Genomic DNA, 23,670 nt, shown 5'->3' with positions numbered 1-23,670 from the left:
AATTAAGCTAAAAATTTAAAGGGCAGGTTCACGAAAGTGACCTGCCCTTTATTTTTGCTGCTGTTAAACCTGTCAGGTATGATGTTGCGATTCAATTTTAAGAAGAGATAGACAAGCAATGATGGATATTTTAGCGGCTCTGTGGAGCGATTATGGCGTTTTCCTGCTGAAAACCCTTACCTTGGTATTCGCCGTGGTGTTTGTGATTGGCATGATTGTGAATGCTGCACAACGTCAAAAGGGCGGTGAGGGCGAGCTGCACGTTGATAATTTAACCGATGACTTGAAAAGTAGCAGTAATGATCTGCGCTTAAGTTTAGCTTCGGGTAAAGCCAAGAAGCAGCTTGAGAAAACGTTTAAGAAAGAGAAGTCTTCTAATGACGACACTAGAAACCGATTGTTTGTCGTTGAATTCAAAGGCTCCATGGACGCAAAAGAAGTGGAGAGCTTGCGCCGGGAAGTAACGGCTATTTTAGGCGTAATTGAGGAAAATGATGAAGTATTAGTGAAGCTTGAAAGCCCTGGTGGAGTGGTACATGGCTACGGTTTAGCTGCTGCGCAGTTAAAACGACTGCGTGATAAGGGCGTGAAGCTTACTATTTCTGTAGACAAAGTAGCTGCAAGCGGTGGCTATATGATGGCTTGTGTGGGGCAAGAAATTGTAGCTGCTCCTTTTGCTGTGGTGGGTTCTATTGGTGTACTTGCTCAGATTCCTAACTTTCATAAAGTATTGAAGAAAAACGACATCGACTTTGAGCAGATTACTGCAGGCGAGTATAAACGCACGTTAACGATTTTCGGCGAGAACACCGAGAAAGGCCGCTCTAAGTTTAAAGAAGAAATTGAAGGTATTCACGCAATGTTTAAGCGTTTCGTGAAAGAAAACCGTGAAAGTTTAGACATCGACGCGGTGGCAACAGGCGAAGTATGGTACGGACAAGAAGCTGTAGATAAGGGCTTAGTTGACCGTATTGGCACTAGTGACGACTTGCTTCTTGAAGCGGTAAAAGACAAAGACGTGATTCGTGTTCGCTACAAGCAAAAGCAGAAAATAGGCGACAAGCTTGCCCAGCAAGCTAGCACGGCAATAGAGCGTTCATTAATGCGCTGGTATCAAAACAGTCGTTTTTACTGATCGTGACTAGAAACAAGTCTTAATAGAGCATTTAGCAAAAGGCAGCTTGAAAAAGCTGCCTTTTATTTTTGGGTGTCTATTAAGAGTTAAGGAAGCATGAGCTCTAACAAGCTACACATTTCCTGTTGAGAGAAGTAACGAGGCACCGCATAAGTGAACCTAGCTTCTTGGCGGGCTGCTTTTGCAATAGCAGGAATGTCTTCTCGTTTAAGTTGCTCTATTTTCAAAGGAATGTTGAACGTGTGATTGAGCTCTGAAATATGGTCGATAAACGCAAGTCCGGCTTTCATGTCGTCTTTATCATCGCTGACACCACAGGTACGTGCTAGCTCTGCTAGGCGTTTTGAGCAGTGGCTTATAGATGCACTGAGCACATAAGGCATAACCATAGCGTTCGCGAGTCCATGAGGAATATGGTAACGCGCACCCAAGTTATGGGCGATAGCGTGAACATAGCCAACCCCCGCAATGGTAAACGCTTTACCTGCAAACATTGAAGCTTCTGCCATAGCCTGGCGCGCTTCAGTGTCTTTTCCGTTTTCAAATGCTGCCGGTAAGTTACTCAGTATTGCTTGCGCTGCAGTAAGTGACTGCTCACTTGTGGTCGAGGTAGCGTTACGAGATATGTAAGCTTCCACTGCATGGGTGAGCGCATCCATGCCAGTCGCCGCTGTAATCGCAGGCGGCAAGCCAAGCATAATGTTGGCATCGAGCGCCATTGCACTGGGCATAAGGCGATGGTCGATAACGGCTAACTTTCTTTGTGCTTGTGTGTCGGAAACCACCGCGGCTATGGTTACCTCTGAACCTGTGCCTGCTGTTGTAGGAATTACATATAGTGGCAGTGTTCCTTTGGTTACTTTGAACAATCCAGTCATTTTCTGGACTGGCTTGGTGTTCAGTGCTCGAGCTGCAATTAGCTTTGCAGCGTCGATGACTGAACCGCCGCCGACGGCGAGCACCGCTACAGCACCGAATTCATGTAATGTGTTTACGCCATGCTCTATTTGCTGCATGGGTGGGTCGGGTGTAATTTCACTAAACAACTTAGTTTCGCAGCCCAGTTCTTGTAATTTCGTTTGAATCGGCTGTACTACGCCAACATCTAATAGGTTCTGATCGCTCACCAACAAAACCTTTGGATTACCGCTACTAACGATGTGCTGCAGTAGTTGTTCTGTTGAACCTGTGCCTCTAAACTCTTTCGGCCAATTAATAGGTAAAGCAGCTGTTACTGCTTTAAAAATTTGCATATAAACGCGCAAAAGTGGCGTGCTAATCGGTTGTGTCATGGTTTTCCCTTTTATTCAGTGTCGGCTCAAATTTGCTTTTAAGATTTGCCGAACTGTGTCGTTTTGCATTCGCTGGCGCATAGTTACAGCATAAAAGTGTTCGAACGTATGTGGAAGTAGTTGATACACTTTTAATAAACCATTTTGAATTTCGTCCTGCACCACCACGGGTGGGAGCATCGATAGGCAGCCACTGTCACGTGCCAAGAGGCGCAACATAGCCATATCGTCAGCTTCGGCTTTAATGGTTGGGGTATATTCAAATGTGGAGCAGTATGCGTCGAAAGTTTTGCGAAGCTCCGTCGATTTATTCGGTACGACCCAATTCACATTTTCGTAATGGTCCGGAAAAGTGCTGTAAGTTTCTCTTAAGTCCGGTGGGCCAATAATGGCTAATTGTTGTCGAGATACTAACTGGCACTGCCATTGTGAATCTGTAGAAAAATCGCTCGGCACCATATTGGTGAGGGCTAGATCTATTTCATGATTACGAAGCTTTGGTAGAAGTTGTTCGGCAGCGATGGTATGCAGTGAAATCTTTAAGTTGTCTTGGCTGAGTAACGGGCGAATGAAGTGCTCAATAAAATTCCGAGATAGATTAGTGAGCACGCCAATTTGAATATGTTTTTGTGTTTCTTTAAAACCACTTTTTAATAAGGTTTCTAACGACTCTCCTGTGCTGAAAATGACTTCTGCATACTCAAGTACCTGTTTTCCTGCTTCGGTAAGCACAAGCGACTTTTTCTCTCTTTTAAAAAGCTGATGCCCAGTAGCCTCTTCTAAATTCTTAATTTGCATCGACAAAGCCGACTGCGACACATGAAGTTGATGCGCCGCCTCTGTTAGGTTTCCGGTACTTGCCACTTTCCAAAAGTAATGTAAGTGCTTGTAATTTAGTCGATTCATAAATCCTCAGAAGATTCTGCATTGCATATTCAAATATCTTACTTAAGATTTTCTTAAGTGTTTTATAAGTTTAATCTATTTTACTTGCGTTTGCGATGTTGAAAGAATCCTGTCACTACAGGAGGGGATATGGCAGAACTATTTGTTTTCACACCGTTTAGAGTCACTATGTTGCTGATGATTCTAGTTGTGGCCTTTGCGGTTATTAACTTCTCGAAGGTTGCGTTGCAGGAAGAGCCTCGGAAGTCGGTGTACTGGCGGTACTTGTTTGGTACGTTGGGTTCTGTTTTTATCGTGATCGTAAGTAACCACTTACTGATTTTGTGGCTTGCTTGGGTTTGTATCAGTTTATGCGTTCATAACCTTCTACTGTTTTATCCTGAACGTCCGCGCGCACTCCTTGCTGCTCATAAGAAGTTTATCATTGCACGTATTGCCGAGATCTCACTGCTCGGTGGGTTTCTTCTCTACGGTTTTCATGTCGATAGCTTCTACCTTTCTGATTTACTAAGCCGTGCCCCAGAACTAGACATGAGCGCACCTGCAATAGTAGCAGGCTCGACGCTTATTGCTGTTGCAGTACTACTCAAATGTGCACAACTTCCCGCGCACGGATGGCTTATTCAAGTTGTTGAAAGCCCCACACCTGTTTCCGCTCTTCTTCACGCTGGTGTCGTAAACCTGGGTGGCTTCTTGCTCATTGTTCTTGCGCCAATCGTGCTTGCGGTAGACGCGGCAAGATGGGTGATTCTTGTTGTTGCAGGGCTGGGCAGTATTGTTGCGGCACTTATTATGACCACTCGAATAAGCTATAAGGTTCGCCTTGCATGGTCGACGAGTGCGCAAATGGGACTCATGTTGGTTGAGATTGCACTTGGTATGTACGAACTCGCTGTTGTGCATATTGTTGCGCATTCGTTCTATAAAGCTTACGCCTTTCTAAGCTCTGGCAGTGCCGTGAATGAAACGGGTGTACGTCGCCTTGCCGTTGCAGGGCGTGTAAATGTTTGGGACTGGTTGATCGCAGGGCTTTTTACAGTGTTGATGATTATTACCATGCAACAGTTTGTGTCTAGTGTGCTAGTGGAGCAATTCCGAGTACATAAGCAAGAGTCACTAGCAATGCTCTTGCTGCTGGCGGTTGCGGTGACCATGTTTATTGCGCAGCGCCACTCTGTTTTGCACAAAGGCGCATTAGTGCCTTACCTGTTTGCCGCCTTGGGCATCGTGGCATTGTATTTCAGTCTGAAGTTTCTCGCTTCATGGGTTGTTCCGAGACACGTCAATACTCCGGCGGTTTTCCTTTCTCTTGCAGATATCTGGATAAGCACTCTGGTTCTTGTTTTAGCCTTTCTGAGTTTGCTACTTCATCAATTTCCACATACGCAATGGGCTCAGAAACTTTCTATGGTTCTTTTCGCAGGCCTTTACATCGACGAGTGGGCGACACGACTAACACTAACCTTATGGCCGATTCATCAAGAGCGCGTTAAAGGCGTTGTCGTGGAGCAAAGCAATGGAGGTAGCCAATAATGTTAAATGTTCAAACCAATGTTACTTGGTCTGACACACAAGAGAGTGCTGTGCTACAAGCCTGCTCACGCATTGCTCCTACGTGGCCTTTAGACAAGAGTATCGCGGTAAACCCGTGGTGGAATTTTAAAGACAACTCTTATGTGGAAACAGCTGAGAAGCTACATAGGCTTGCCGGTGTGCGCGGTTATATGGGGGCTGAAAAATATATACATGCGTTGGCCTCTGGCGCCATCGATAAAGATTGCGTGAAGCAAGCGATAGTGAGTACCGAGTTCGAGGGGAGTTTTGAAGATTGGCAGGCATGTTTGAGTCAACCTGAACCTGCGCGCATACAACCATTATTCTCTGCTCATGTAGACGCAGTTAGAGATCGCCACTACATGAAGTGGGAAGAGGAGATTACACACCAAATTAGCCAATTCTGCGCTGCTCACTTTCAGTCTCTGCGCGCCATGCTGAAAAAGCCTAAAGTCGAGCAGAAAATGTCGCTGTACCAACACTGGTTAGAGGTGACACGTGTCGATTACGGACTTTCTATCGTGTTGTCCGCACCGAATGTACGGCAATATTTAGAACTATTGCCAACCGATGCCGAAGAAGCTTTGGGTATGATGGTCTCAGAATTAGAGATTTCTGACGATGCCCTTGAAGACTTTGCTTTGGCTTGTTTATACGACATTCATGGTTGGGCCTCTTGGGTGGCCTATCGGCAATGGCATGAGCAACACCCCACTGGTGATACTTCGCACGCCAGTTTTGTGCAACCGAACGAGCTTAAAGAGCTACTCACTATTCGTTTGGCATGGGAGTGGATTGTTTTTAAATACATGCAGCGCCACGAGGCGCTGATGTTTGACGATTGCCTAGCGCGTTGGCAAGAGCAGTCAGAATTGAGTATGAGTGACTTAGCGGTACATAAACGCTATTTCCAAGCCTTGGAAGTAGGAGCTCTAGCCCTTGAGTTCAGTTACCAGCAACACCTGGCGACAACATTAAGTAAAAGCGAACCAGTAGAAACGGGAGAAGAGAAGAAGCAGCTACAAGCCGTATTTTGTATTGATGTGCGTTCCGAAGCGATGCGAAGAGCTCTTGAGCAGCAGGGCAAGGGTATCGAAACTTTCGGTTTTGCCGGCTTTTTTGGGATGCCAATTTCTTATCGACCACTAGGCAGTAATCTTAGCCGACCTCAACTCCCTGGCTTATTGAGTCCGGCTGTTAATGTTTCTGAGTCGTTATCGAACCAGCAACTGAATAGTCGTAAAAAGAAATTGAACTGGAAAGCACGCGTGAAAACGTGGTCAAGCGCTGCCGCATCTTCATTTTCCATGGTAGAAAGTTTAGGAATTAGCTATGGCTTGAAATTGCTGAAAGGTAAAACCCAGCCCAATAAGCTGAACGATTTGAGCAAAGTGAGTCAGTGGAGACTGTATCAAGGTGAAAACGATGTGCCCTTGGATGCGCAGACGGATATTGCTTACGGTGCTTTGAAGGGTATAGGTATCTATTCGTTTGCACCTACGGTTCTACTTGTTGGGCATGAAAGTCAAAATCAGAATAACTTGCACGCAGCATCTTTAGACTGTGGTGCCTGTTGCGGGCAAAGTGGTGCGATTAATACTCAAGTGCTGTGCCAAATATTGAACAACACAGAAGTTCGCTCACAGCTGGCGCAGCGTGGTTTAAGTATTCCTGCAGATACTCAATTTATCCCTGCTATCCACAACACCACGACCGACCAGATTTCTGCTGCAGAACAGTGTTCTACGAACTTACAAGAGACACTCGAGCGTGCTTCGCTGCTTTGTAGGAAGTTACGGTTTGCCGCACAACAGCCTGATCAAATTCAGAACGAAGGGTTAGAAAGCGACAAGGCAATAAAGCGCACATTGGAAAAGCGTGCGACCCGATGGTCTGAACAACGCCCTGAGCGAGGGCTGGCAGACAACGCCGCCTTTGTTATTGCGCCTCGCGCTAAAACTGAACATCTCGACTTTGGCGGCAGGGCGTTTATGCATGGTTACGAGAAGGATTCCGACCCTGATAATAGCATTCTAGAGCTACTCATGACCGCGCCAATGGTGGTCGCCCACTGGATAAACATGCAATACAACTTGTCTGTTTGTGAGCCATTTAAATTCGGGAGTGGCAATAAACTGCTGCATAACGCTGTGGGTGGTGGAATAGGCGTTTTTGAGGGGAATGGAGGTGATTTGCGTATTGGCCTGTCTCGCCAGTCGGTACATGACGGAAGTAAGTGGTTGCACACGCCGCAACGTCTCTCAGTGGTGATTGCTGCAGAGCAAAAAGATATAGAGAGCGTGTTAAATAAACATCCAGATCTCCAAAACTTGGTGAGCAATCACTGGCTGCATATTTTGCAATGGCAAGACAGCGGTAGCTTACTTCGCTTTAACGGTGACACTTGGCTACAAGTCGCAGGGCAGTAGAGGAATAGTTATGGCATTCGCAGTTTTAATGACTAAGCATGACAAGGGAAAAGTAGTTGCGCCGGTACTTCGCAATGTGGGTCTTCGTGTTGTTGAGAATCCTTATTGGGACACTGACCAATTAGGTACGTTTAGTGGCGAAAAGGCGAGAAAGAATTCTGCGCAAGAATGTGCGTTAATTAAGGCTAAAAAAGCGGTTGAAGTGACAGGGATGGACATTGGACTAGGAAGTGAGGGTACGTTTGGCGGAGGTCCTATGCCAGGCATTATGAACTGGGATGAAGAAATACTTTGCTACTACCAAAAAAGCACTGACCGAGTCATTTACGCGCACGCCTCGGGACCTTTCAATGGCAAAACGATAACACTGAGAAGCCACAGTGAAGCGATGGATTTTGTGAACCAAGCAGAAAAGGAGCAGGCGTTAAATTTAACGGTGAAAGATGAATTTCTAAAAGGTGTCTTTCCAGAACAATTCAGAGCTCTTTTGGTGAATTCCGCAGAGCATTTAACTTGGCCGTTAATCGTTGAGCCTGACCTGCGGGCGATGAATTGTCCACAACGTCGAGAAATTATTCAAAAGGCAGCGGAAGACTTAGCTGTGAGACTGTGTTCTATGTGCCCAGAGTGTGAAGCACCTAACTACGTGGTGAAAACCCGAGAAGCTGGTTTACCCTGTGAGCAATGTACGTTGCCAACTCAGCTTCCGCTATATGAAGTACTTGCTTGTGATGAGTGCGGACACGAAGAGAAGAAAGCGGTTGAGAGCTCGCAGGCAAGCTCTCAGCATTGTGCTTTGTGTAACCCTTGAACTCTTCGCTATGAACTATGAGCTTTCTGTGGTGGTGCCGAATAACTTTTCTAAATGAAGCAACAATTGAATTAAAGCACCGCCCAGAATAAACGTAATCACCGCGATAAGCAGATAGCTTTCTGTATGTACTTCGGCATACTGCGCGGGCGTGACCAAGTTCCCCTCGACTTGCCACGGCCAAATACGTAGTAACGCACCGAGCACTATTCCTGAGAGCACGGCTAGCATTGCGTCGTGCACACGGTGCAATGCCCAATTGAGTACCCGTGAGAATACCAATAGACCGGAGATACAGCCCAAAGCAAAAACTGCTAATACGGTGATTTCAAGATTACTCACTGCTGCTGTGATGGGCGCGTACATTCCCATAATCAGTAACAGGAAACTGCCTGAAATACCAGGTAGCATCATGGCGGAAATGGCAATAAAACCGGCACCAAAAAATAATACTAACGACGGGTCGTTATGCATGGGGGTTAGTGCGGTGACGAGCACGGCAAATACTGCTCCCACGACAAAGAGCAATGCTCGCAAAGCGCTCCACTGCACCTTTTTGAGCAACATAGGCAGTGAGGCAATAATAAGCCCACAGAAAAAGCTCCACACTGGCACAGGGTGAGTTTCCAGTAAAAAGCTAATCAAGTTGGCGAGGCTAAATATAGCGGTAAGAATGCCTAGAAAAACACACAGAAGGAATGTGCCGTCTACGTGTTGCCAAAGTTTCTTGATTTGACCTTTAAGTAAAAGCTGCACTGCGCTTACATCAAAAGAGGTTAAAGCAGCAATGAATCGTTCATAAATTCCCAGAATAAAGGCAAGCGTTCCACCGGAAACTCCCGGCACAATGTCCGCCATACCCATGCTGGCGCCTTTTATAAACCACTGTATGTATTCTTTCATGACTATATAAGTTGTTTTAATTATGGGGCTAGTTTACCTGAGGAAGGAAACGAAGTAATCCTTTTACCGTAAGTTATAAGGTGCGATGTAACGCTAAATTCTGCTAATATAACGGCAAATTATTGAACCGCTTGCGCCAACCTTATTGATGGCCCGCGACAGACAAACAGAAGCTTGGGATAGAAGTTACATGGCAAGTGTCGACTTAAAAAAACACATTGATCAACGCAGAACTTTTGCAATTATTTCTCACCCGGATGCGGGTAAAACCACAATTACCGAGAAAGTGCTTCTACACGGTCAGAAGTTACAGAAAGCGGGAACGGTAAAAGGGAAGAAGTCTGGGCAGCATGCCAAGTCGGACTGGATGGAAATGGAGAAAGAGCGTGGTATCTCGGTAACTACGTCGGTAATGCAGTTTCCTTATCACGACGGACTTATTAATTTACTCGACACCCCTGGCCACGAAGACTTCTCTGAAGATACATACCGCACACTAACGGCGGTGGATTCGTGCTTGATGGTGATTGACGCTGCCAAAGGTGTTGAGGACAGAACCATTAAGTTGATGGAAGTTACACGGTTACGCGACACGCCAATTCTTACCTTTATGAATAAGCTAGACCGCGACATACGTGATCCGCTAGAGCTTCTAGACGAAGTTGAAAGTGTTTTGAATATCATGTGTGCTCCTATTACTTGGCCTATTGGGCAGGGTAAACAGTTTAAAGGCGTATACCATTTAATGCGTGACGAAACGATTTTTTATAAAACGGGTCAAGGTCATCGCATTCAAGATTTAGACGTGATCAAGGGCCTAGACAACCCTGAGTTAGATGAGCGAATTGGTGTTTACGCTGAAGAGCTACGCGAACAAATTGAGTTGGTTAAAGGTGCTTCTCATGAATTCGACAAAGAGCTTTTCCTAGAGGGTGAGCTTACCCCTGTGTTTTTTGGTACGGCATTAGGTAACTTTGGTGTAGACCACATGCTCGACGGTTTATTGGAGTGGGCACCTAAACCGCAACCGCGTGCAACAGAGCAAGGCGAATTAGTTGCCGCCGACGGGGACAAGTTTTCGGGCTTTGTCTTTAAAATCCAAGCGAATATGGACCCAAAACACCGAGACCGGGTGGCGTTCTTGCGTATTGTTTCGGGTGTATATGAGAAAGGCATGAAAATGAAACATGCCAGAACGGGTAAAGACGTTCGTATAGCTGATGCGTTGACGTTTGTGGCAGGAGACCGTGAAGCTGTTGAGAAGGCATACCCTGGTGACATTATCGGTTTGCATAACCATGGGACCATTCAAATTGGTGACACCTTTACTTGGGGAGACAACTTCAAGTTCTCGGGTATTCCTAATTTTGCTCCTGAATTATTTAGACGTATTCGATTAAAAGACCCATTGAAACAAAAGCAACTGTTGAAGGGGTTGGTGCAACTTGCTGAAGAAGGTGCGGTTCAGGTATTCAGACCAATGATTTCGAACGACTTAATTGTTGGCGCTGTGGGCGTGCTGCAGTTTGACGTGGTTGTACACCGCTTGAAGTCTGAATATGGTGTAGATGCATTGTATGAGAATATTCAGGTCGCTACGGCGCGCTGGGTAAGTTCAAGCGATGCCAAGAAATTGGATGAATTCCAACGAAAAGCGCAAGCTAACCTAGCGTTAGACGGCGGTGATAACTTAACCTATATTGCTCCTACAATGGCGAACTTGTCGTTAACACAAGAACGCTACCCAGATATTGAGTTCCACAGAACGCGAGAAGTGTAATTGCAAGACTAACCATAAGGAATAACGGTATGAATGTACGTGGATGGACAAGTTATTTGGCAACCTGTACGTTGCTGAGCGCAGCCTTGATAGGCTGCTCTGAGAGACCTGCGCCGCTTGAAGAGCGCATTGCGCAGCCGGAAGCGGAATTTCAGGCGACCGAACATTATCGCGTGCCGACACCTACCGAAGACCTTCATAGTTTTGCGAATACCGACGAGGTACGAGCGCCCCATTTACATTTAAACTTAAACGTAGACTTTGAAACCGAGACGCTTTCAGGCTACGCGCAATATGATTTAGAGTATGTGAAGCCAGAAGCCGACATGATGGTTTTAGACTCTAAGTTTATTACGATAGAGCGGGCAGAAGCATGGGTTGACGAGGCATGGGTAGCCACTACGTTTGTGTTAGGAAGTTCAGACCCTGTGTTGGGCACACCGGTGTACGTAGATTTACCTAATCAAACGCCGAAAATTCGCATTCACTACACGACCTCACCTGAAGCGACAGGTCTTGATTGGGTTGCACCTGAAGGAACAGCGGGTAAAGAGCATCCGTTTTTATACAGTCAGTCGCAACCGCATTATGCGAGAACATGGATTCCGATTCAGGATACACCTGCACAGCGACTCACCTTCACTGCAGAGTTAACTACGCCTCCACATTTACTGGGTCTAATGGGTGCTCACAACACGCCAAACCCAGAAATTACTGGACACTATGAATTTGAATCTGAGCAGCCTATTCCTTCTTATTTAATGGCTATTGCTGTGGGTAACCTAGAGTTTCAAGCGTTAGATGACCGTATGGCTATTTATGCCGAGCCGGAAGTGATAGACGCCGCTGTTGCCGAGTTTGGTTACACCACAGATATGATGGTTGCCACTGAGCAGATGTTTGGCCCGTTTGAATGGGACCGCTATGACCAAATCGTATTACCGCCTAGCTTTCCTATGGGTGGTATGGAAAACCCGCAACTCGCGTTCTTAACTCCTACAGTCATTGCAGGAGACCAAAGCCTTGTTAATTTGATAGCACACGAGCTAGCACATAGTTGGTCGGGTAACTTAGTGACGAATGCAACATGGCGTGACTTGTGGTTAAACGAAGGCTTTACCTCGTATGTTGAAAACCGAATCATGGAAGCTGTGTATGGGGAAGAGCGAGCTAAAATGGAGCGCATGTTAGACGGTCAATCGCTACGTAGCTCGCTAGAAACGTTGCCAGAACGCGAGCAAGTGTTGCACTTAACTTTGGAGCAACGAGACCCTGATACAGTATTTACGAGCATTCCTTATATTAAAGGGCAGCAGTTCTTATTTTTCTTAGAAGAGCGGTTTGGTCGGGAGTACTTCGATGCCTTTGTGCGTGGTTACTTTGAACACTTTAGCTTTGAGAGTTTAGACACTGAGTCTTTTGAAGTTTACTTAACCGAGAACTTGCTGGAGAAATACCCTGGCGTGGTGAGTGTAGAAGAGGTTAAAACTTGGTTGTATGAACCGGGACTGCCAGAAACAGCAACTGTGCCTGTGGTGCAAGCATTTGAACGCGTGAATGAGATTCAAACAGTATGGCTTGCTGGACAGTCTATTGAAGCGTTAGTGGACGTAAACCAGTGGTCTATTCATGAGCGTTTGTATTTCTTGAACACGTTGCCAGAAGACTTATCGCCGGAGCAAATGGCGAGATTAGATCGTGAGTTTAATTTGACGCAAACTCAAAACAACGAAGTACTTGCTACTTGGTTGCCGATAGCTATACATAACCAATATGAACCGGCAATGCCTCGAGTTCGTCAAATGCTGACCAGTATGGGGCGCATGAAGTTTCTACGTCCTGTTTACCAAGCATTGTTGGAAACAGAAGAGGGCAGAGCGAGAGCTATGGCCATTTATGAGGAAGCTAAGCCTGGTTACCACCTATTAACGCGAGCGGGCGTTGAGGCTATCTTAGAACAAGAATAATATTCGATACTGGTGTGATACTGTATTCAAAATAATAATGACAAAGAGGTTTTTATGAGCATGAAAAAGCTCGGACTTACGGGAAGAATTCTTATCGGCATGATCGCCGGTGGTATTTTAGGTTTTGTTCTCAATCCTTTTAATGTTGACGGCAGCTGGGTCAATTTTTTCCTGATTGACGGCGTATTCCGTGTGGTTGGTGAATTCTTTGTCACCAGTTTAATGATGCTGGTTGTACCGTTGGTGTTCTTCTCGTTAGTTGTGGGTACTTGCTCGCTTTCTGATCCTTCCAGTCTTGGAAGACTCGGTGGAAAGGCCATCGGCCTATATTTGTTTACAACCGCCATCGCTATTTCCATTGCCTTAAGTGTTGCTGCACTTATCGTGAAGCCTGGTAATAACGTAGGTTTAGAGAGACCGGGCACGGGCTCTTTCGACGCGAGTGAAGCACCAAGTTTTGTGGATGTATTGGTAGACATGGTTCCACGAAACCCTATCGATGCGATGGCTGAAGGCAATATGCTGCAAATTATTGTGTTTGCATTGTTGTTCGGTATTGCGATGGCGTTAGCGGGCAAGCCGGGTGAACGCCTGAAGAGCGTTTTCGATGACGTCAATGAAATTATCATGAAGCTGGTTATGCTGCTGATGCATGTTGCACCTTATGGTGTATTTGCATTGATGGCACGCGTTTTTGGCGACTTGGCGGGCGGCGAACTATTACAAGGGCTTGCAAAGTATTTTGTAACTGTATTGGGCCTTCTGTTATTCCATGGCTTTATTGTTTACCCCACTTTGCTGTCATTGATGGCACGCATGAACCCTTTTACCTTCATTCGCAAAATGGGCGGTAATCAGGTTTTCGCATTTAGTATTTCAAGCTCGAACGCCACTATTCCTGTAACACTAAAAACAGTGAAACAGCGGCTCGGCGTAGACAATTCTGTAGCATCGTTCACAGTTCCCCTAGGGGCGACTATTAATATGGACGGCACTGCCATTATGCAGGGTGTTGCTACCGTATTTATTGCTCAAATTTATGGTATTCCATTAGAGTTCACTGACTACCTTATGGTGGTGGCTACCGCTACTCTAGCGTCTGTTGGAACCGCAGGTGTTCCTGGTGTGGGCCTAATCATGCTGGCCATGGTATTGAACCAAGTAGGCTTACCGGTTGAAGGTATCGCGTTGATCATTGGCGTGGATCGCTTGTTAGATATGACCCGTACCGCAGTGAATATTACTGGTGACGCGATGGTGACTACGGTAATTGGCAAGAGCGAAGGTAAGCTCGACGAAACGGTATATAACGACCCTGAAGCAGGCTTAAACGTGCAGAGCTCTAACAATTCATAATGGCGAAGTCTAAACAAAAGACCGGTTATGTCTGCACCGAATGTGGTGCAGACTATCCTCGTTGGATAGGTCAGTGTTCAGAATGTGGAAGTTGGAACACGATTAGTGAAGTACGACTTGGTGCTACTCCTGCAAGACAGCATGTACGTTCAGGTTTCGCTGGTTCAACCCAAGCCAAAGTGCAGCGACTAAGTGAAGTCGACCTAGAACAAGTGCCAAGATTTTCCAGTGGCTTTAGTGAGTTCGACCGCGTGCTAGGCGGAGGTATTGTACCGGGCTCTGCCATTCTTATTGGTGGTTCACCTGGCGCAGGGAAAAGTACCTTGCTTCTTCAAACCATGTGTTTGCTTGCCGAGCAGATGAACGCGTTGTATGTGACGGGTGAAGAGTCTTTGCAGCAAGTAGCCATGCGTGCACAACGCCTAGGTTTACCCACTGAAAAACTCAACATGTTGGCGGAAACCTCAGTAGAAACCATTTGCCATTTGGCTGACGAAGAAAAGCCAAAGGTTATGGTTATAGACTCGATTCAAGTGATGCACTTGAGCGATATTCAGTCGGCGCCGGGCAGTGTTTCACAGGTTCGAGAAGCTGCAGCCTATTTAACGCGTTACGCTAAACAAAACCAAGTGGCGATTATCATGGTTGGCCATGTCACAAAAGACGGTTCTTTAGCTGGCCCGAAAGTACTCGAGCACTGCATAGACTGCTCGGTGATGTTAGACGGTGACGCCGATGGCAGATACCGAACATTGCGCGGTACTAAGAACCGTTTTGGTGCGGTCAATGAATTAGGTGTATTCGCTATGACCGGCGCAGGTTTGAAGGAAGTGAAAAACCCCTCTGCGATATTCCTTTCTAGAGGCGATGACCATGGTACTGGCTCGGTGGTTATGGTGGTGTGGGAAGGTACACGTCCATTATTGGTAGAAATTCAGGCGTTGGTTGACCACTCCCAGTTGTCTAACCCTCGACGTGTAGCGGTAGGTACTGAACAAAATAGGCTTGCGCTATTGCTAGCTGTGTTACACCGACATGGTGGTTTGGCATTAGGGGACCAAGATGTGTTTGTGAATGTAGTGGGTGGTGTCAAAATTACCGAAACTAGCGCAGATTTGGCCTTGTTACTCGCTATTGTTTCAAGCTTTAAAGATCAACAACTTCCGCGCGACTTGATTGTGTTTGGTGAGGTCGGTCTTTCCGGGGAAATCCGCCCGGTTCCGAATGGCTCTGAACGTATTAATGAAGCTGCGAAGCACGGCTTTAAAAGAGCCATTGTGCCGATAGCCAATAAGCCTAAACAAGCTCCAGAAGGAATGGAAGTTCAAGCCGTAACGACCATAGCGGAAGCATTGGAGTTCATTTAACAATAGTGGAACGGGCAACTGTGCTTTAGACTATTGAAATTAAGCCGAAAACAATAATTACACGAGTGACATTATTTCAGGTAGCTAGCTTAGGACGTTATGCATGGACAATTCCGCGCGCGAACAATTGATTGAACAGCTAAAGCCGGTTGTGAACGAACCGGAGTTTGATCAAATCTTTGCCATGTTAACGGCCGACCTCAGTGGCCCTGAACGCTTCCGACTCAAGTCTGAATTACGCCGTTTAGCTGCGGCGTGTAATGCTCAAATTGATCTGCGTAAACGTGTTGTTGGCGATGTTCGAGCTTATACACATAAAGGCCAAGTGCATTACATGGACCCTGTTGCCATTGCGATTTTCGAAGATGGTTTAGAGCGGTACCAAGGTGTTTTTACGCAAGATACTTACGATCGAATTTATGCGGCAGAGAACAACCTTCGCGTTATAGCCGAGAAAGAGAAGCAGCAACGACTTGAAGCGAAACGTAGAGGCGAAAGTTTAACGCCAGGCCAATCTCACGCCGAGCAAGTGCATCAAAATATTGCCGACTTAAAACACGAACAGTCGATTGAAGTGCCTTTCTTCACATTCGGCAAATATACCCATCGAAATGAAGAGCGTATGAACTACGCTGCTGCAGTCACCCTGAAGTGGCGAAATGCCGAAATACCTGCGGTTACTGCGGATGTTTCGGTGAGTGGTATTCGCGTGAAATTGAAGGTGCCTAGTGAACACCTAGAGCGTTATCCTATTAAGACCGAAGATAGTGTAGATGTTTCGTTCACAGGATTCTCGAGCGAATTCACACTAAACATTAAAGGTGGAGTACCTTATTCAGTGATTGCCGTAGAGCAAAAAGACAATGGGACATATTTGCGCTTAAAGCGAGACACTGAGATGCATTTCGATGACTTTGACAGCTTCTTGTCGAAGTTTATAGACGGTTATAAACGCCGTTATAAGGTGAACGTGGATAATGTCGTTGATGCGTTGACAAGCAAGGCGCATGAGCAATTGTATTTGCCACGCATGGTGGGTGTTCCGCTTTTCTTTAAGCGTGTTGAAAAGAGAATGTTCCCTCAAGTTGCTCTAGAAACTAAGTTTAATGCAGAAGTACTCGACAGCTGGACAGATGAAAATAACAACTGCGTGGTGGGCGGACTGTTTTCGGGTAAGCGATTAGCAAAGCTTTTGAAGCAGCTGAAAGATAATCCGAAAGGCATGACCGACGTTATTATTTATACGTTTCAGGTGCTTCGAAAAGGTAGTGTTTATTTTTACTCCGCAACCCAAGACGAGCTGAAAAGTGAAGAATTAAGGCATACCTTTTTAGGCTATGCGTGCCGTAAAAACCATTTCAAAGTGTATCGTTTTAGCTTAACGCGCTTAGACCTAGGTAAAGCATGGATTCCTTCAACACTACCTAAAGATGTTGCTGAAAAGGAGGGCATGATTCAGCGTCCTCCTACGCCTGTGGTGATGAAAGAGCTTGAAGGGCTAACCCATGTTGGGGTGTTAACGGATATCACTCCGTCACCTAAAAGCTATGCTGATTATGTGCCGAACAAAGACAAGCTACACCTGCTAAACGACTTTGTTCATCCAAGACGCGGTTTAGCTCCGTTAAAGCGCGCATCTTTTGACTTTATTAATGTTCGCAAAGAAAGCCGATTCAATTACCGATCGCAAGTGAGGGTGGTTTTTGAGGGAGAGTCTCAGATAGGTATGACTCGAGACTTCTCGACCCACGGATTGCAAATTGAGGTAGAGCGTCCAATCGACCTTCATGAAGGTGACATTGTTCATATCGACTTTCCTGTATTAGGAAAGCACTTCCCCGAGTACGAGCTTAAAAAGCTACCGTACCGGGTTATGAATTTAAGTCCTGACCTCACTATTATTCATATGGCTATTGTTGAAGAGCTAGACGAGCACGTTGGCAGACAGTTTTTCGACTTTATGATCCGTGCGAACCGTAAGAGTTTAAAAGCCCATCAACAGTCTGGCACGGTACATGGCTTGCAGCTGTGTTTGCGGAATTTGTATTGCAACGCGTTAATGTCGTTACCTCTTTTCCTGAAAAAGCCGAAGGGACAGAAGTTCTCGATGCATCGGGCGGGTGTTTCTCCACTGAAAGAGCCATTGAAGTTGAGCTGCAAGGAGTTGTCGGAAGGCTACAACTTGAATTTACAGCCGCTGTTGTCTGAGTCTTTTATTCAAAAGTATTTGGCACCGACTTGGCTAGGCATGGAAGAAAATAGTGCGCCATGGACATGTACCACCTTAGTTCGCCGTTCTATCGAAGACGGAGAGTTGAGAACGCGAAGACTTATGCTTAGCGCGCAAATTGATAGCGAAAAGGTATGCGAATTTATCCAAAAAGGTTTGGATGAGGGGGAAATATATGCCTTGCGATACACCTTAGTGCATACAGGGCAACCCGACACCGAGTTTATTGCTAACGAGTTTCGTTACCTTTACCAATACTCGCCGCATAGAGCTGACGCGCTAGAAGAAGAAATGTGGAGTGTAGTGGGCTTGGTGGATGTTACCCCGGTTACAGGTGAAATTCTGATGCGCTATGGATTTAGTGAGCAAATCGGTTAACCAGAGCTGTTCGACACCTACCCTTATGTTACAATTCCCGCAATTTTAAGAAGCACTCAAAGGAATTCTGTTCTATGGCGCAATATATTTACAGCATGCTTGGCGTAAGCAAAGTTGTACCGCCGAAACGTACCATTTTGAAAGACATCTCGTTAAGCTTTTTCCCAGGCGCGAAAATAGGTGTGCTGGGTTTGAACGGTGCGGGTAAATCAACCCTGCTTCGTATTATGGCAGGCGTTGATAACGAGTTTGAAGGTGAAGCAAGACCGCAGCCTGGTATTAATATTGGTTACTTGCCGCAGGAGCCGCAGCTAGACACACAAAAGACAGTTCGTGAAGTTGTAGAAGAAGCTGTTTCTGATGTGAAAAACGCATTAGCAGAGTTAGACGAAGTGTATGCGGGTTATGCCGATGAAAATGCTGATTTTGACGCGTTAGCAAAGCGCCAAGGTGAACTTGAAGCTATTTTACAGGCAAAAGACGGCCATAATTTAGAAAATGCACTAGAACGGGCGGCAGATGCGCTTCGCTTGCCACCATGGGACGCAAAAATAGAGCATCTTTCGGGTGGTGAGCGCAGACGTGTTGCGATTTGTCGATTATTACTAGAGAAGCCAGATATGTTGCTTCTCGACGAACCAACTAACCACTTAGATGCCGAATCTGTTGCATGGCTTGAGCGCTTCTTGCACGACTACGAAGGTACTGTTGTGGCGATTACCCACGACCGTTACTTCCTTGATAATGTTGCGGGTTGGATTCTTGAGCTTGACCGCGGCCACGGTATTCCTTGGGAAGGAAACTATTCGAGCTGGCTTGAGCAAAAAGATGCACGCTTGAAACAAGAAGAGCGTACAGAAGCTGCGCGCCAGAAGTCGATTCAAAAAGAATTGGAGTGGGTACGCCAGAACCCGAAAGGGCGTCAGGCGAAGAGTAAAGCGCGTTTGGCTCGCTTTGAAGAGTTGCAAAGCTCAGATCATCAAGCGCGTAACGAAACCAATGAGTTATTTATTCCACCAGGACCTCGCTTGGGTGACAAGGTACTAGACGTTAATGGATTAACCAAGAAATTTGGCGAACGCGTACTGATTGATAACTTAAGCTTCAGCATGCCGAAAGGCGCCATTGTAGGTATTATTGGACCGAACGGTGCTGGTAAATCAACATTGTTTAAGATGATTTCCGGCACAGAGCAACCAGACGCAGGTAGCATTGATTTAGGGGAAACTGTAGAGCTGGCTTCGGTCGATCAGTTCCGCGACAAAATGGACGATTCTAAAACCGTTTGGGAACAAGTTTCAGATGGTTTAGATATTCTGAAAATTGGCAACTTCGAAATTCCAAGCCGTGCGTATGTAGGTCGATTTAACTTCCGAGGTAACGACCAACAAAAACGTATTGGCGAACTTTCAGGTGGTGAAAGAAACCGTGTTCACTTAGCAGAGCTTTTGAAAGCTGGCGGTAACTTGCTACTTCTGGATGAGCCAACCAACGACCTCGACGTCGAAACTCTGCGAGCACTTGAAGAAGCGTTGTTGGAGTTTCCGGGGGCCGCAATGGTTATCTCGCACGACCGTTGGTTCTTAGACAGAATTGCCACACATATACTTGATTATCGTGACGAGGGTCAGGTTACGTTCTACGAAGGTAACTACACCGAGTACGAAGCGTACATGAAAGCCACATACGGTGCTGACGCGATGGAGCCACATCGTATTAAGTATAAGAGAATTGGTTAACGTGCAGCGTGTGAGCTATTAAAGTTAGAAGAAAAGCGAGTTTCCGAAAGGAGCTCGCTTTTTTATTTGTTACCAACCTATCGTTTTATTCACCATAAGCAGTAAGCGTGTATCTCCATAGGTGTCTAGATCGGTGCTGTGTATGCCCAACGATATGTCGAAGTGTTGGAGTGAGTAGTGCGCTGTGGCGTGGTAATGAACATAGGCGGCATTTCCTGCCTCCCATTCAAAGTTGTTGTCATCTAGGCTTGCCGAGCGGTCGATGCCTAGCTCGAAGGAGAGCTGGTCGGTGTATGGAATGGTATGCGTGGCCATAATTATGTAGTGACCTGCATTGGTGCCAAAATAGTCCCAGGCGTACCAAGCTCTTATTTCGGTGTTACCAAAACCGTAAGCACCATAAACTTCTGCATAATTCCCTTCGTCGCTGAAGTCGCCACCATGGTATGTGTATTGTGCAAAACCAAAATCTAGATATTGGTTGTCATTGAGTTCCTGCCAAAGGCCTAGGTATAAATCTACTTCTAAGTTGGTGTCGTCACCAAAATCGACGTTTGAAGCCCACGCCCCAGCATACCACCCAGACTTACCTTCCCAGTCGATACTCGCTTGTAATGCCGGAGACTCGTCTGTTTGCGATACACCATTGAACAAATAATCGCTCGCTAGAGTAAATGTTGAAGACCATTCAGCACTCGCTGGGAGGCTGAAGCTAAGCAGGCATGCAGACAAAGCTAGGATACGCTTCATGATTTAATCCTCATAAATAAGATGACTTCAGTTTAGTCTAATTCTCAATAATATAAGGTCTTTAGTGAGTGAAAATACAAATTTCTTTGCTGTGCTTATACGGGATTGGTCAGCCTTGATTGAAATTACCTTGATAGGTTTCCCCAAAGGGCATGAGTCGCTATAATGCGTACACTTTTTGAGTCTGTACTTGTGTGCGACATTTAACCTGCTGGGAGTAGACATGTTAAGCCGTGATATGAAAATTGCCGATTTTGATCCTGAATTGTGGAAAGCGATGGAAGCTGAGCGCGAGCGCCAACAGCATCATATCGAACTAATTGCTTCGGAAAATTACACCAGCCCACGCGTACTTGAAGCGCAAGGTTCAGAACTGACCAACAAATATGCGGAAGGTTATCCGGGCAAACGTTATTACGGTGGTTGCGAGTATGTAGATATCGCTGAGAACCTAGCGATTGAACGTGCTAAAGAATTGTTTGGTGCAAAATACGCAAACGTGCAGCCTCACGCAGGCTCTCAGGCTAACGCTGCAGCTTTTATGGCGCTTGTAAATGCGGGTGACACTGTATTAGGCATGAGCTTGGCGCATGGTGGACACCTTACCCATGGCTCTGGCGTAAACTTCTCAGGTAAAACATACAATGCTGTGCAATACGGTTTACACCCAGAAACTGGTGATATTCACTATGAAGAAGTTGCTGAGCTGGCGCGAAAGCATAAGCCGAAAATGATTATTGCAGGTTTTTCTGCGTTCTCAGGTGTTGTTGATTGGGCAAAGTTCCGTGAAATTGCCGACGAAGTAGGTGCTTACCTTTTAGTGGATATGGCGCACGTAGCAGGATTGGTTGCTGCTGGCTTGTACCCTAACCCAGTACCATTTGCTGACGTAGTAACGACTACAACGCACAAGACTCTAGCTGGTCCTCGTAGTGGTCTGATTCTTTCAGGTAAGGACGACGAAGACTTACACAAGAAGCTTAACAGTGCAGTGTTCCCAGGCAACCAAGGTGGCCCTTTAATGCACGTGATCGCTGCTAAAGCTGTGGCGTTTAAAGAAGCGTTACAGCCAGAGTTTAAAGCTTACCAAAAGCAAGTGTTAGACAATGCCAAGGCGATGGTTAAAGTGATGCAAGAGCGTGGCTACAAGATTGTGTCTAACGGTACAGAAAACCACTTATTCTTGGTCGACCTCATCGATAAAGACATTACGGGCAAAGACGCAGACGCTGCTCTAGGCCGTGCATATATTACCGTGAATAAAAACTCTGTACCGAATGATCCGCGCTCTCCTTTTGTAACGTCTGGTCTTCGTTTAGGTACACCGGCGATTACACGTCGTGGATTCAAAGTTGCAGAAGCAGAGCAGGTTGCTAACTGGATTTGTGACGTACTCGACAACTTAGGCGACGAAAGTGTAGAAGCTCGTGTTCGTGAAGAGGTGAAAGCGCTTGGCGAGAAACTTCCTGTATATAAAGATTAAACCAAGTTGAGGAGCTCACTTGCATTGTCCGTTTTGTAATACCCAAGAAACAAAGGTTATCGACTCGCGGTTGGTTGCAGACGGTATGTCTGTGCGCAGACGCCGCGAGTGCAATGCTTGCCGGGAACGTTTCACCACGTTTGAAACAGCAGAATTGGTGATGCCTCGGGTGATTAAAACGAACGGCGCTCGCGAGCCTTTTAATGAAGACAAGTTGCGTGCTGGTTTGCAGCGCGCACTTGAGAAGCGCCCTGTAAGTGTTGAAGCGGTTGAAAAGCTTGTTCATCGAGTTAAGTCTGAACTACGAGCAACTGGTGAACGTGAAGTGACGAGTAAGTTTCTTGGAAACTTGCTGATTGAAAACCTTAAGCAGCTCGACAAGGTGGCTTATATTCGTTTCGCTTCCGTGTACCGTTCTTTTGAAGATATTCGCGAATTTGGTGAAGAAATTGCGCGACTCGATGACTGATATCTCTACCGACGATTACTACATGAGTCGTGCGATTGAACTTGCACGCAAAGGTCGATTTACAACTCACCCTAACCCCAATGTAGGCTGCGTCATTGTAAATGGCGACGGGAATATTGTGGGTGAGGGCTGGCATGAAAAAGCGGGAGAAGCTCACGCGGAAGTTCATGCTTTAGCTATGGCTGGAAATCAGGCAAAGAATGCAACGGTGTTTGTAACCTTGGAGCCGTGTAGTCATCAAGGAAAAACCGGACCTTGTGCTGATGCGTTAATTAAAGCTGAAGTTGCTCGAGTTGTGGTGGCTATGGAAGACCCTTTTGAGCAAGTTTCTGGACGAGGCATTAATAAACTTCGGGAAGCAGGTATTGAAGTAGATGTCGGCGTGAAATACGAAGAAGCGCGACAACTGAATCTAGGCTTTCTTTCACTATGTGAGCGAAAAAAGCCAAGAATACAACTGAAGTTAGCTATGAGCCTAGATGGGCGAACTGCGCTTTCGAATGGTAAAAGTAAGTGGGTTACCGGCAAGTCTGCGCGACAGGATGTACATGAGGGCAGGGCTTGCGCTGGTGCTATCTTAACAGGCGCGGACACTGTTCTTGCTGATAACCCACAGCTCAACGTGAGAGCAGAAACAGAGGAGTTAAAGGCGCTAGAAAATTTACGCCAGCCTGTTCGCGTAATTATTGATACACAATGCCGTTTAATTCCGGCGCTACAGGTCTTTCAAGACGGTGTTCCTGTCTTTTTAGTAAGAACCAAAGCAAGTGAACAAGAATTACCTGAGCATGTTACCGAGTGGGTTGTGCCTGAGCAAAATGAGAAGGCCGATTTAACCGCAGTAGTCAGTAAAATTGCCGAGCTAGGCATACATTCGGTTTGGGCCGAGTGCGGTGCCCAGCTTGCCGGCGCGTTAGTTACACAGGACCTTGTTGATGAGTTACTGGTTTACATTGCTCCTAAGCTCATGGGCAATATGGCTAAGCCTTTAGTTCATTTGCCAGACTTTGCGGTTATGCGCGACATCGTTGAATTGAAATTGTCTTCCATGGATAAAATTGGCGAAGATATTAAACTTATTTATCAAATTGCTGAGCATTCTCAGTAAAGGAGCTTTCGTA

Annotated in this window: 17 protein-coding genes; 13 read left to right on the top strand and 4 right to left on the bottom strand. The window is 46.1% G+C overall.

Annotation, left to right across the window (positions count from 1 at the left end; genetic code table 11):
- The first annotated feature begins 118 nt into the window (after nt 1-118).
- Entirely contained in the window at nt 119-1,135 is a 1,017-nt protein-coding gene (gene sohB, locus EYQ95_RS05500; protein WP_243699867.1) for a protease SohB, read from the top strand.
- 86 nt (nt 1,136-1,221) lie between these two features.
- Here the strand turns inward: sohB and EYQ95_RS05495 are convergent, their stop codons facing one another.
- Together EYQ95_RS05495 and EYQ95_RS05490 are read right to left on the bottom strand one after the other, a co-directional pair.
- Complete coding sequence (locus tag EYQ95_RS05495; protein WP_207916238.1) at nt 1,222-2,427, bottom strand: iron-containing alcohol dehydrogenase; 1,206 nt, start codon at nt 2,425-2,427, stop codon at nt 1,222-1,224.
- 15 nt (nt 2,428-2,442) lie between these two features.
- Nucleotides 2,443-3,333 (bottom strand): LysR family transcriptional regulator, encoded by an 891-nt coding sequence (locus tag EYQ95_RS05490; RefSeq protein WP_111914906.1) that lies wholly within the window; start codon nt 3,331-3,333, stop codon nt 2,443-2,445.
- 129 nt (nt 3,334-3,462) lie between these two features.
- Here EYQ95_RS05490 and EYQ95_RS05485 point away from each other — a divergent pair, with 129 nt between their 5' ends.
- The 3 genes from EYQ95_RS05485 to EYQ95_RS05475 are packed head-to-tail and all read left to right on the top strand — an operon-like array spanning nt 3,463 to nt 8,127.
- Nucleotides 3,463-4,866: an NADH-quinone oxidoreductase subunit L gene (locus tag EYQ95_RS05485; RefSeq protein WP_111914905.1), complete on the top strand. Its 1,404-nt coding sequence runs from the start codon at nt 3,463-3,465 to the stop codon at nt 4,864-4,866.
- Nucleotides 4,866-7,316 carry a DUF2309 domain-containing protein gene (locus tag EYQ95_RS05480; protein WP_111914904.1) on the top strand — a complete coding sequence of 817 codons (2,451 nt, stop codon included), beginning with the start codon at nt 4,866-4,868 and terminating at the stop codon, nt 7,314-7,316. The genes EYQ95_RS05485 and EYQ95_RS05480 overlap by 1 nt, the downstream gene beginning before the upstream one ends.
- Nucleotides 7,317-7,326: 10 nt before the next feature.
- A complete protein-coding gene (locus tag EYQ95_RS05475) occupies nt 7,327-8,127 on the top strand; it encodes a DUF6671 family protein (protein WP_111914903.1) in 801 nt (266 codons plus the stop codon).
- 15 nt (nt 8,128-8,142) lie between these two features.
- On the opposite strand, the gene EYQ95_RS05470 is transcribed toward EYQ95_RS05475, so the two are convergent.
- On the bottom strand, nt 8,143-9,030 hold the full coding sequence (locus EYQ95_RS05470) for a DUF368 domain-containing protein (RefSeq protein ID WP_111914902.1): 888 nt from the start codon (nt 9,028-9,030) through the stop codon (nt 8,143-8,145).
- Nucleotides 9,031-9,220: 190 nt separating this feature from the next.
- Between EYQ95_RS05470 and prfC the strand changes: the two genes are divergently transcribed.
- The 6 genes from prfC to ettA all read left to right on the top strand — a co-directional run bounded on the left by prfC (nt 9,221) and on the right by ettA (nt 19,847).
- The gene (gene prfC, locus EYQ95_RS05465; protein ID WP_111914901.1) at nt 9,221-10,810 is read left to right on the top strand and encodes a peptide chain release factor 3; all 1,590 of its coding nucleotides are present in this window, start codon (nt 9,221-9,223) and stop codon (nt 10,808-10,810) included.
- Between the two features lie 29 nt (nt 10,811-10,839).
- A complete protein-coding gene (locus EYQ95_RS05460) occupies nt 10,840-12,777 on the top strand; it encodes a M1 family metallopeptidase (RefSeq protein WP_111914900.1) in 1,938 nt (645 codons plus the stop codon).
- Nucleotides 12,778-12,831: 54 nt separating this feature from the next.
- Entirely contained in the window at nt 12,832-14,133 is a 1,302-nt protein-coding gene (locus tag EYQ95_RS05455; protein ID WP_111914899.1) for a dicarboxylate/amino acid:cation symporter, read from the top strand.
- Nucleotides 14,133-15,500: a DNA repair protein RadA gene (gene radA / locus EYQ95_RS05450; RefSeq protein ID WP_111914898.1), complete on the top strand. Its 1,368-nt coding sequence runs from the start codon at nt 14,133-14,135 to the stop codon at nt 15,498-15,500. Before EYQ95_RS05455 ends, radA begins: the two co-directional genes overlap by 1 nt.
- A gap of 103 nt (nt 15,501-15,603) precedes the next feature.
- Nucleotides 15,604-18,108 carry a PilZ domain-containing protein gene (locus tag EYQ95_RS05445; protein WP_111914897.1) on the top strand — a complete coding sequence of 835 codons (2,505 nt, stop codon included), beginning with the start codon at nt 15,604-15,606 and terminating at the stop codon, nt 18,106-18,108.
- A 74-nt stretch (nt 18,109-18,182) separates the two neighbouring features.
- Nucleotides 18,183-19,847: an energy-dependent translational throttle protein EttA gene (gene ettA / locus EYQ95_RS05440; RefSeq protein ID WP_111914896.1), complete on the top strand. Its 1,665-nt coding sequence runs from the start codon at nt 18,183-18,185 to the stop codon at nt 19,845-19,847.
- A gap of 69 nt (nt 19,848-19,916) precedes the next feature.
- Here the strand turns inward: ettA and EYQ95_RS05435 are convergent, their stop codons facing one another.
- Entirely contained in the window at nt 19,917-20,597 is a 681-nt protein-coding gene (locus tag EYQ95_RS05435; protein ID WP_111914895.1) for a TorF family putative porin, read from the bottom strand.
- A gap of 223 nt (nt 20,598-20,820) precedes the next feature.
- On the opposite strand from EYQ95_RS05435, the gene glyA reads away from it, so the two are divergent.
- The 3 genes from glyA to ribD are packed head-to-tail and all read left to right on the top strand — an operon-like array spanning nt 20,821 to nt 23,657.
- Nucleotides 20,821-22,080, top strand: a complete 1,260-nt coding sequence (gene glyA, locus EYQ95_RS05430; protein ID WP_111914894.1) for a serine hydroxymethyltransferase — start codon at nt 20,821-20,823, stop codon at nt 22,078-22,080.
- Nucleotides 22,081-22,099: 19 nt separating this feature from the next.
- Nucleotides 22,100-22,549 (top strand): transcriptional regulator NrdR, encoded by a 450-nt coding sequence (gene nrdR, locus EYQ95_RS05425; RefSeq protein WP_111914893.1) that lies wholly within the window; start codon nt 22,100-22,102, stop codon nt 22,547-22,549.
- On the top strand, nt 22,542-23,657 hold the full coding sequence (gene ribD / locus EYQ95_RS05420) for a bifunctional diaminohydroxyphosphoribosylaminopyrimidine deaminase/5-amino-6-(5-phosphoribosylamino)uracil reductase RibD (RefSeq protein WP_111914892.1): 1,116 nt from the start codon (nt 22,542-22,544) through the stop codon (nt 23,655-23,657). Before nrdR ends, ribD begins: the two co-directional genes overlap by 8 nt.
- Nucleotides 23,658-23,670 lie beyond the last annotated feature (13 nt).

This window comes from Lysobacter sp. N42, assembly GCF_004344885.1.
The sequence above is the reverse complement of the archived record's forward strand: the minus strand, read 5'-3'. Positions and strand labels throughout refer to the sequence as shown.